This is a genomic window from Streptomyces sp. adm13(2018), from assembly GCF_008042145.1.
Classification (GTDB): domain Bacteria; phylum Actinomycetota; class Actinomycetes; order Streptomycetales; family Streptomycetaceae; genus Streptomyces.
On record NZ_RDBH01000143.1, the window covers coordinates 7,527 to 17,976 of the forward strand.

Here is a 10,450-nt window from a genome sequence, read left to right on the forward strand (position 1 = left end):
CGGGAACCCCGGGCCTCCCCCGGGGTTCCCGTACCCCCGGTCGGGTCCTCCCTCGGGTCTGCCGTACGCGCAGCCGGGACCCCCGCCCGGGTACCCGTACCCGCCGGTGTACGGACCGGTCCCGCCGCCCCGGCCGGCGCCCTCGCGGGCCCGCATGGTCGTCCGTGGCCTCTACAACCCGCTGTACGCCGCCCAGCGGACCTTCCGTCCCTCGCGGCCCGGGCTCGTCGACGACCGTGAGGTCCGCCGGCTCCAGTACTGGCGCACCGGGCTCGGGCTGCTGGCCTGGGTGGCGTTGACGCTCAGCTACAAGGCCGTCGTGACCGCCGACGACGTCCAGGGCGTGGCGAGCGACCGCCTCGACCAGAGCTGGACCAGCGTGCTGGTGCTCGTGTGCACCTTCCCCGTGGTGGTCGGCGCCTTCGTGGCAGCCGCGCGGGACGGCCTGCGCCGGGTGTATCTGCGCCGGGTCCTGCGCCCCCTCGGCTCGGTCCTGGCGATCATGGCGTCCATGGGCACCTCCGCCCTCGCGATGGCGCCGGAGCTGGCGGGATTCCGGGACGCCGTGGGGCTCCCGGGGCGGATCGTCATCATCGTCGCGCTGGTGTGGTCGATCGGCTTCGCCCTCTACGGCATCGGCCTGTCGTTGGTGCACGTGTTCCGCACCGCCGACATCCACGAGGTGCTGCCGCCGCTCCTCGCCGGCGTCCTCGTGTGGGAGATGGCCCTCCTGGATCTGGTCACCGGCGCCTACGACCAGGCCCCGCCGGGGATCCGGGGGCTCTTCGTGCTCGGCGCGCCCGTGACCGTGACGGCCCTGTCGTGGTGGGAGCTGCACCGGTTGCGGCGCCACCACGGAATGACGCTGCGCACCGCGCTGGGCCGCTGACCCGTTCCGCCCCGGGCGTCCCGCCCGCGCGGCACTCTCACATGCGTGATCCGTACCCGGGGCCCCATGCTGGAGGTGCGGGACCCCCTTCCGGCCGCACCGCGGCGGCGAGAGGCCCGCGCCGTCATGCCGACGAACGGAGCGCCACCGCGATGAGCGACCTCATCCTGATCCGCCATGGCGAGACGGAGTGGAGCGCCGCCGGACGCCACACCGGCCGCACCGACCTCCCGCTCACGCCGGAGGGAGAGGCGGAGGCGCGCCCGCTCGCCCCGTACTTCGCAGGGCGCACCCCCTCCTTCGTCCTCTCCAGCCCTCTTCGGCGCGCCCGGCACACGGCGGAGCTCGCCGGGCTGCGGGACGCGGAGGTCGACGAGGACCTGCAGGAGTGGGACTACGGCGGGTACGAGGGGCTGACCACGGCCCACATCCGTGAGACCCGCCCCGGCTGGTCGCTGTGGGAGGACGGCGTGGCCCCGTACGCGGACGGGCGGCCGGGCGAGACCGCGGAGGACGTGGGGCGCCGCGCCGACCGGGTGCTGGCGCGTGTCGCGCCCCGGCTGGCCGCCTCGGAGGAGGACGGCGTGCTGGTGGCGCACGCGCATCTGCTGCGTGTGCTGACCGCCCGCTACCTGGGGCTGCCTCCCTCCGAGGGGCGGCTGTTCCTCCTCGCGACGGCGAGGATCGGCCGGCTGTCCACGGAGCACGGGCTGCCGGTGGTGTCGGGCTGGAACCAGCGGCCGGTCCCCCGCGCCCACGGGTGACTCGGGTGCCGCCGACACCTGCCGGCGACGGGACGGGAGGGGCCTGCGGGTCAGCCGTGCTGGGGAAGGTGCCAGTGGTAGGGCCTGATCAGCTCCGTCAGGCCGGCCGGGCCCCAGGATCCCTCGGCGTACGGTTCGACCGGCGGCGGGGACTCCAGGAGGGGCGCGGCCACCTCCCAGAGCCGTTCGATGCCGGCCGCGTCGGTGAAGAGGGACTGGTCGCCCAGCATGGCGTCCAGAATGAGGCGCTCGTAGCCCTCGAGGGCGTGGTCCTGGCTGAAGGAGTCCGCGTAGTCGAAGACCATCTGCGCCGGGGTCAGGCGCATGTCGGGGCCGGGCTTCTTGGCGAGGAAGCGCGCGGTGATGGTCCCCGGGTCGGAGAAGTCGATGACCAGCTCGTTGTGGCGGCCTTCTGCGGACTCCTGTGCGGCCAGCGGGAACATCCGCAGGGGCGGTTCGCGGAAGCCCAGGGTGATGACGTGGCCGCTCTCGGCGAGGGCCTTGCCCGAACGGAGGTAGAAGGGGACGCCCGCCCAGCGCCAGTTGTCGATCTCCAGACACAGGGCCGCGAGCGTCTCGGTGTCGGAGGCCGGGTCGACTCCCGGTTCGTCGCGGTAGCCGTCGTACTGCCCGCGGACCACCCGGGCCGGGTCGACGGGGCGCAGGCTGCGGAAGACCTTGTCCTTCTCCGCGCGCAGGGAGTCCGCGTCCAGGGTGGCCGGCGGTTCCATGGCGACGAACCCGAGGAGCTGGAACAGATGCGTGACGATCATGTCGCGGAAGGTGCCGGTGCCTTCGAAGAAGTGGGCGCGGCCCTGGATGTCGATGTGCTCGGGGACGTCGATCTGCACATGGCTGATGTGGTCGCGGTTCCAGATCGGTTCGAGGAGTCCGTTGGCGAACCGCAGGGCGAGGATGTTGTCGACGGACTCCTTGCCCAGGAAGTGGTCGATGCGGAAGACGTGGGCCTCGTCGAAGACGGTGTGGATGGCGTCGTTGAGGGCCCGGGCGGAGGCGAGGTCGGTGCCGAACGGCTTCTCCACGATCACGCGGGCGTTGCGCGCCAGCCCGGAGGCGCCGAGCAGTTGGACGACCGAGGCGCAGGCCTGCGGGGGTACGGCGAGGTGGTGGAGGAGCCGTGGGGTGCCGCCGATCTGGCGTTCGGCCTCCCGGACGGCCGCGACGAGCGGGCCGGGGTCCTCGGGGTCGGCGGCGCCGAAGGTCAGCCGGCTCTCGAACTGCGCCCATTCCGGTCCCTCGGGCTGGGACAGCCCGAACTCGGCGACCGCGTCGCGCGCGTGGGCGCGGAACGCCTCGTCACTGAGGGCGACCGCCGCGGGGGACGAGCCGACGATCCGGTAGCCGTCGGGGAGCAGTCCGGCTCGGGCCAGGTGGTACAGGCCGGGGAGGAGCTTGCGGCGGGCGAGGTCGCCGGTGGCCCCGGAGATGACGACGACGTGGTCCTCGGGGGTGGCTGGGCCGGGGCTGGGGGATGCGGCCACGTCAGTTCGTCCTTTCGCCACGGTCGCCCGGCCGGTCGTGCGTCGCGGAGCGGCCCCGGAGGGCGGGTCGGTTCGCCGGGACGGTGAACCGGTCGCCTCGGGGCGGGACGTCCGGGATCTGCTCCATGGGGCCACTGTGGCGGCCGTGTGCGAGTCCGGCACCCTCCGGCGGGCCGACCGGGCGAGTGGCGGGGCGGAGCGCACGGCGGGAACGTGCGGCGGCGGGAGGTCAGGCGGTCGGCGGGGCGGTGAGGAAGACCCGTTCCAGCAGGGCGTACAGGGTGGCCCGGTCCTCGGCGTCGAGTCCGGCCAGCCCTTCCCGGGTGAGGTGCATCCTCGCGCGGATCGCGTCGGTGACGCGCTCGCCCTCGGCCGTGAGGATCACGTTCTTGACGCGCCGGTCGGCGGGGTCGGCCTCGCGGCGGACCAGGCCGCGCTTCTCCAGCCGGTCGATGATGCCGGTGATGTTGGAGGCGTCGCAGGTCATGGTCCCGGCCAGGGCGCGCATCGCCGCCGGCCCCCGGCGCAGCACGGTCAGGGCCCGCCCCTGGCTCGCCGTGAGGTTCTCACTCGCCGCCGCGACGGTGAAGTCGCCGTAGTAGACGCCGAGCGACACGGAGAGCAGCTCCAGGAGCTGGGCCGTGTCGACGCGGGGAGCTTCTGTCATGGCGGTCACTCTAGCCCAGAGATGCTTGACTATCTCAAACATCGACGTCTACCGTCGCCCTCGTTGCATGAAGTTCTCAAGCATCTAGATAGTCAAGTAATTGCCACGAGGAGCGTCCCTGTGACCGTCACCGCGTCCACCGGCTCACGCGCTGCCGAGATCCTGTCCCGGCCTGTCGCGCTGAACGGCCTGACCGTCCCGAACCGCATCGCGATGGCCCCGATGACCCGCATGTTCTCCCCCGGCGGAGTGCCCGGCGAGGACGTGCGGTCGTACTACGCCCGGCGCGCCGCCGCCGGTGTCGGCCTGATCGTCACCGAGGGGACCTACGTCGGCCACGCGTCCGCCGGGCAGAGCGACCGGGTGCCGCGCTTCCACGGCGAGGAGCAGCTCGCGGGATGGGCGAAGGTCGCCGAGGACGTGCACGCGGCCGGCGGCACGATCGTGCCGCAGCTCTGGCACATCGGCATGGTGCGCGAGCAGGGGCAGGCGCCCTACCCGGACGCCCCGGCGATGGGTCCCTCCGGAATCCGCACGGACGGCACCGAGGGCGCGGGCAAGGCCATGACCCAGAGCGACCTGGACGACGTCATCGGCGCCTTCGCCGAGGCCGCCGCGGCCGCCGAGCGCATCGGCTTCGACGGCGTCGAACTGCACGGCGCCCACGGCTACCTCCTGGACCAGTTCCTGTGGGCGGGAACGAACCGCCGTACCGACGCCTACGGCGGCGACCCCGTGGCCCGGACGCGGTTCGCGGCCGAGATCGTGGCCGCCGTGCGCGCGTCCGTCTCGCCCGAGTTCCCGGTGATCTTCCGCTACTCGCAGTGGAAGCAGGACGCCTACGACGCGCGGCTCGCGGAGACCCCGCAGGAGCTGGAGGCGATCCTCGCCCCGCTCGCCGCGGCGGGCGTCGACGTCTTCCACGCCTCGACGCGCCGCCACTGGATCGCCGAGTTCGACGACTCGGACCTCAACCTGGCGGGCTGGACCAAGAAGCTCACCGGCCGGCCGACCATCACCGTGGGCTCGGTCGGCCTCGACGGCGACTTCCTCCAGGCCTTCGCGGGCCAGGGTGCCCCGCTCCAGGGCATCGACGAGCTCCTCGACCGCCTGGAGCGGGACGAGTTCGACATGGTCGCCGTCGGCCGCGCGCTGCTCCAGGACCCGGAGTGGGCGGCGAAGGTCCTCGCCGGGCGCACCGACGAGCTCAAGCCGTACGACGCGTCCGCCGTCAAGACGCTCAGCTGACGAAGCACGGCGGCGCGGCGACCCGGCCTGCCTACGGCACGGCGGTGCGGCCTGCCTACGGCCCGGGGCCCCGGCGACGCGGCCGCCTGACGAGTGAGGCCCGGCTGTTCGGCCGGGCCTCACCTGTGTCTCAGGGGCTGCCCACTATGTCTCAGCGGCTGCCCACCGGCCCCGGCTGGCGGGGCTCCCCGTGTCATAAGCGCGGGGAGCCTCCGGTGTCGCGTCCTCCCCTACCGTCGCGTCAGGAAGTCCTGCCGCACGGCGTCGAGGATGTCGGCGGCGTCCGTGTGACCGGCCTCGCGGCAGCGGGCGGACGCCGTCGTCAGACGGGCGACGGCCTCGGTGAAGCGGCCCAGGCCGTTGCCCTCGACGAGGGCCGCGAAGCGCACCGCCTCCGCACGGGGGATCTCGCCCTGCGCCCCGCCCCGCTCGTGGGTGGCGACGGCCGCCTCCGCCTCGTCCAGCGCCTCCGGGAAGCGCTCCGCCTCTGCCAGGACGCGGGCGCGGCGGTAGTGGATCTCTCCCTGCTCGTACCAGGCGTGGAAGTTCTCCGCGTCGCCCGGGACGGCGGCGAGGATCTCCTCGGCCTCCGCGAGGTGCCGGAGCGCCGCGTCGAGGCCTTCCGCCTCCCGCGCCAGCGTCGTGAGACGGGCGAACTCGCGCATCATGTGGATGATCAGCCCGGGGTTCGGCGCCTCGGCGTGCGCCGCGACGGCCCGGCCGTACGCGGCCTCGGCCGCGTCCCAGCGGTCGGCCAGCGCGAGCGTCGTCGCCGCCTCGGCCGCGACCAGGGTGCGGATCGGGGCGCCGTCGCCCTCCCAGCCGGACACGGCGTCGGCGAGACGGAGGAACTCCTCCGCGGACGGCAGGTACTCCCCCAGCTCACGCAGCCCGCGCGCCAGCATGAGCCGTGCCTGGGCGACCAGTCGCTCGTCGAGCGACGCGGCTGCCTCGTCCGACAGGACGGACTCCAGCACGGCCACGGCGTCCGCCTGCTGACCCGACTCCGCCAGGACGTCGACGAGCTGGAGGCGCGCCTGCGCGGCGTCGTCGAACGCCTCGTTCTGGTCGAATCGCGCGGCCGCCTCGGAGAGGTGGCGCACGGCGCCGACGGAGTCCCCGAGGTGCGTGGCCGCGTGGCCGAGCAGCGCGTACGTCGGCGCCAGGGGGAAGTCCTTCTCGTCGTACCGCACCGCGTCCGAGATCGCCCGGTGCAGCAGGTCGGCCGCCTCCTCCGGCTCCTTCTCAGCGAGAAGGATCTGGGCGAGCAGGGCACGCAGGCGCGAGCCACGCCAGGGCCGTCCGGAGGCCTCGACGTCCCCCAGGGCGGCGCGCAGTTCGGACTCGGCGAGCGTCGTGTCGCCGCACTGGCCGGCGATGTCGGCGACGAACTGCCGGGCGTTGGCCACGTGGTGCGGGACGGAGAGGCGCTCCGCCTCGGTGCGCAGCAGGCCGACGGCCGTGTCGAACCGTTCGCGGTCGGCTTCGGGGGCCTCCGGGAGCAGGCGCTGGAGGTCCTGGTAGGCGACGAAGACGGCGGAGTACAGGACGGTGAGGTAGTCGAGCGCGCGTTCCGTCGCGAGGTCGGCGCCGGCGGCGGCCGCCGCCTCCGCCTCGCCGACCGGCTCTCCGTCGAACGGGACCTCGGTCTTGAGACGTTCGGCCTCGCGCAGGGCCTCGTCGAGGGCGGAGCGGACCGCGTCCTGGCCCAGCAGCGCGGTGCGGTGTTCCGTCGCGGCGGGAGCGGCCGTGACGTCGTCGGCGTCGGCAGCCGCGGTGGCGGTGAGGCCTTCACCGGTCGCGTCGGCGGCCGTGTGCTCCCCCGTCGGGTCCTCGCCGGTCTTCGCCGTGTCGGCGGTGCCGGTCCGTGGGCCGGTGGAGTCGCCCGTCGCCTCCGTGCGGGCGGCGGGGGCGGCGGACGCCGTCGCCCAGGCGAGCGCACGCGTCCGCGTGGAGAGCGCCTGCCACGGCATCGCGAGCCGTTCGTACAGTTCGGTGGCCCGGTCGAGGGCGTCCATGCTCTCCGCGGTACGGTCCTCGCTGGAGAGCCGGTACGCGCGCTGCTCGGCCAGTTCGGCCCGCAGGAGGTCCTCGGGACCGAGGCGGTCGTCGTGCGGGGTGTCCCCGTCGGCCACGCGCTCGGCGATACGGTCCCAGAGCCGCGAGCCGCCGGGGTGACCGATCCGTGCCAGGTTCCGCGCCTCGGTCACGAGCGCCACGAAGTCCTCGGGAACGTCCAGGGCGGGCGCGGAGCCGGGGGTCGCGCCGTCCGCGGAACCGGTGGCCGCCGTACCGCCCTGGCTGGAGGCGTCGGCGGGACGGGTGACCGACGTCCGCAGACCGAGCGGCAGGGGGGCGTCGAGCAGCGGCTTCTGCGCCAGGCGTGCGCGGCGGAGGTCGCCGACGGCCGTGGTCCCGTTGCGCGCGTCGAACGCGGCGCTCAGCAGGTCCGCCTCCGTACGGACGTGGGCGGCCAGTTCGCGCGCCGTCCAGGCGCGTCCCGCCGGGCCCGCGACGGGGGTGTCCGCGTGGCCGTCCTCGACCAGCCGGGCGAGCAGCACCTCGACGCCGGTGAGGAACGCCAGATGGGACAGGGGCGCGCCGGTCGCCTCGAACAGCGGGCGGTTCTCCGCGAGGATCTCCAGGCCGCGGCCCTCGTTGCGCGACAGGGCGCAGAACTCCAGGTGCAGGCCGACCTCCTCCTGCGTGCCGTTGTTGCCGCGGACCCGCCGGTAGCCGGTGAGGTGGTACGAGCGGGCCTCGTCCACGCGGCCGAGTCGCAGCAGCGGCAGCAGGGCGCGTGCCTGGCTCACCTGCGGTTCCTCGGTGCACCCCTGCTCGCCGGTGAGGACGGGGCGCCAGGTGTCGAGCGCTCCGGCGTCGTCGCCCGCGGCGACCTGGTGCCGGGCGAGGTGACGGGTCTCGCAGGCCTCGCAGTCGCTCAGCTCCGTACGGGAGCGGGTGGCCCACAGGTCGTAGGCGTCCGCGACGCCGACGCCGGTGTGGGTGGCCAGGTGGTAGCGCATGGCGGCCACGGGCTGCATGCCGTGGTCGGCGGCCGCGTACCGCGTCCGCATCTGCTCGATCCAGCTGCCGATCGAGGTCAGCGGCATCTCGGGCACCTGGAGCAGGGACGTCGTCACCCACTTGAAACGCCAGAAGACCTGGTGGGCCTCCCACTGGCTGAACGACTCGGGGGCGGTGTCCCAGAGCTTGAGCAGCCGGGCGAAGGCCACGGGCGACTTGCGGTGCTCGCCGGTGAACTCGTACGCCGACATGAGCTCCAGCAGGGCCGTGACGAGGACGTCCGGCTTGTCGAAGGGCTCGGCGGCCTCGACGAGCTCCTCGGCGGTCACGGTACGGGGCAGGCCGTGGGGGCGGTCGTTGTTCTCGCGCAGCGCTTCGACGACGGCCTCGGGGGTGTCCAGCATCTACAGTTCCTTCCGGGGCTCGGAGCCGGGCGTGCCCGTGCCGGGCTGGTGCATGGCGTGGGTGAGCAGGCCGATGAACGCCCGGTTGAGGAGGGCGCTCTCGCTCGCCCGCAGCGGGCGGCGGCTGAGCAGCAGGGCCTGGCCGTAGAGGGCCTCGGACGCCGTGACGGCCAGACCCCGTTCGGTGATCGTGATCGCCTGGCGAACCAGCGGGTTGAGGTGGTTCAGGACCAGCTGCGCGCGCGGGGTCTCGTGGCGCAGGGAGCCGAGGATGTCGGCCCACAGGCCGTCGCTCTCGGCGGCGAGGTTCGACCTGGTCCGCTCGTGGCGCGCGTCGCGGTTGTCGAGGAGGAGCGCCGGCGCGGTGACGGGCTGGAAGTCACGCAGGACGACGTCGCAGTCGTGGACGCCGATGGTCTCCCGGGCGACGGCGAGGAAGGCCGCGGCCCGCAGTTCGGCGCCCGGATCGACGGCGTCGAGGTGGGCGGTGACGGTGGTCGGGTCGAGGTCGGTGACGGACGTGCCCGGCCGGACCTCGGGAAGGCGGTGCACGAGGTCGCGGTCGTAGGTGTAGCCGCCGTTGACGACGCCCAGGCCGGCCGCGGCCGCGATGGGGGCGACCTGGCGGAACTCCTCCACGCTGCGGGTGACGAGGAGGGTCCGGTGGGTCCGGGCGAACTCCTCCAGCGTGACGTTGCCGTCGGTGGTCTCGAACGGCAGCCACGGCAGGACGATCCGCAGGAGCTCGTCGTCGTGCCGGGCGAGTGCCTTGACGGCGAGGTGGTGGGTGTCGATGAAGCGGTGCAGCAGCGAGGGCTCACTGGCGGCGAGTCCGGTGAGCCAGTCGCGGATCCGGTCGCCCAGGGCGTCCCGTACGGCGGACAGCGTGCCGTCCTCGTAGAGCGACTCCCGGGACGCGGTGGGGCGGAGGCTGGTGGTGTCGACCACGCAGCGGACGAAGAAGGCCCACTCCGGGAGGAGTTCGGGTGCCTGGTCGGTGAGCAGCATCCCCTTGAGGTGGACGCGGTGTCCCGCGCGCTGCGCCGGGCTCACGGCCGTGGGCTGGACGTACGCGACGCCGCGCAGTCCGGCCGCCGGAAGGTCGAGGTCGATCGTGTCGAGCGGGGTGAAGTCGAAGAGGTCGCGGCAGTACGCGGTGAGCGCCTCGCGGCGGGCGAGCGGGGAGCGGTGGCTGCGCTCCCACGGCGGTGCCTCGTTGACGCGGTGGGACTCGCCGCGCGGACCGACGACGGTGACCTCGTGGCGCAGGAGCCCGCCGTAGTGCCGGGCCAGGGAGACGACCCGGTCCGGGGCGGTCCACTCGGCGTTGTCGGCGCGGGGCGTGAGCCGCACGGTCGTGCCGGGCTCGGGGACCGCCGAGGCGGGCAGCGTCCGGATCGTGTAGCGGCCGTCGGAGTGGCCGCGCCATTCCACGGCGGGCGCCGAGGGGTCCGCGGCGGACCGGCTGAGCACCGTGATCTCGTCGGCCACGACGAAGCAGGCGAGCAGTCCGATGCCGAACTGGCCGATGAACTCCCCGCGGGCGGCGTCGAGGCCGGCTCCGTCGAGGGCGCCGTCGGCGGTCCGCTTGGAGCTGCGGCCGATGGTGGCGAGGAAGCGGTGGACGTCGGCCTCGCTCAGGCCGATGCCGGTGTCCGTGACGGTGAGGGTCTCACCGGTCCGCACCGTGATCGACCCTACGGCGCCGGGGTCGACGGCCTGCCGGGCGGTGATGGCGTCCACGGCGTTCTGCAGCAGCTCGCGCAGGTACACGCGGGGGCTGGAGTAGAGGTGGTGGGAGAGGAGGTCGACCAGGCCGCGGAGGTCGACCTGGAAGGTGTGGGCGGCTGGGGCGGATTCGGAAGGGGGCACCTGGCGGAGTCTTTCGGTGGGCGCCCGCGCCGGGTGGGAGCGGACGACGGTGAGGAAGGGGCGGTACGGGGAGGGGG

General features: G+C 74.0%; 7 protein-coding genes. 3 read left to right on the forward strand and 4 right to left on the reverse strand.

Annotated elements, in window-relative coordinates; all coding sequences use genetic code 11:
* Positions 1-154 precede the first annotated feature (154 nt).
* Both EAO70_RS34280 and EAO70_RS34285 read left to right on the forward strand, forming a co-directional pair.
* Positions 155-889 (forward strand): hypothetical protein, encoded by a 735-nt coding sequence (locus EAO70_RS34280; RefSeq protein ID WP_148006721.1) that lies wholly within the window; start codon positions 155-157, stop codon positions 887-889.
* 152 nt (positions 890-1,041) lie between these two features.
* Positions 1,042-1,653 (forward strand): histidine phosphatase family protein, encoded by a 612-nt coding sequence (locus EAO70_RS34285; protein WP_148006722.1) that lies wholly within the window; start codon positions 1,042-1,044, stop codon positions 1,651-1,653.
* A gap of 50 nt (positions 1,654-1,703) precedes the next feature.
* On the opposite strand, the gene zwf is transcribed toward EAO70_RS34285, so the two are convergent.
* Positions 1,704-3,155 (reverse strand): glucose-6-phosphate dehydrogenase, encoded by a 1,452-nt coding sequence (gene zwf, locus EAO70_RS34290; protein WP_148006723.1) that lies wholly within the window; start codon positions 3,153-3,155, stop codon positions 1,704-1,706.
* 229 nt (positions 3,156-3,384) lie between these two features.
* The gene (locus EAO70_RS34295; protein WP_148006724.1) at positions 3,385-3,822 is read right to left on the reverse strand and encodes a MarR family winged helix-turn-helix transcriptional regulator; all 438 of its coding nucleotides are present in this window, start codon (positions 3,820-3,822) and stop codon (positions 3,385-3,387) included.
* A 120-nt stretch (positions 3,823-3,942) separates the two neighbouring features.
* Here EAO70_RS34295 and EAO70_RS34300 point away from each other — a divergent pair, with 120 nt between their 5' ends.
* The gene (locus EAO70_RS34300; protein WP_148006725.1) at positions 3,943-5,070 is read left to right on the forward strand and encodes an NADH:flavin oxidoreductase; all 1,128 of its coding nucleotides are present in this window, start codon (positions 3,943-3,945) and stop codon (positions 5,068-5,070) included.
* 230 nt (positions 5,071-5,300) lie between these two features.
* Here the strand turns inward: EAO70_RS34300 and EAO70_RS34305 are convergent, their stop codons facing one another.
* On the reverse strand, positions 5,301-8,501 hold the full coding sequence (locus tag EAO70_RS34305; RefSeq protein WP_148006726.1) for a hypothetical protein: 3,201 nt from the start codon (positions 8,499-8,501) through the stop codon (positions 5,301-5,303).
* Positions 8,502-10,373, reverse strand: coding sequence for an HSP90 family protein (locus EAO70_RS34310; RefSeq protein ID WP_148006727.1), 1,872 nt, complete (start codon positions 10,371-10,373; stop codon positions 8,502-8,504).
* Positions 10,374-10,450 lie beyond the last annotated feature (77 nt).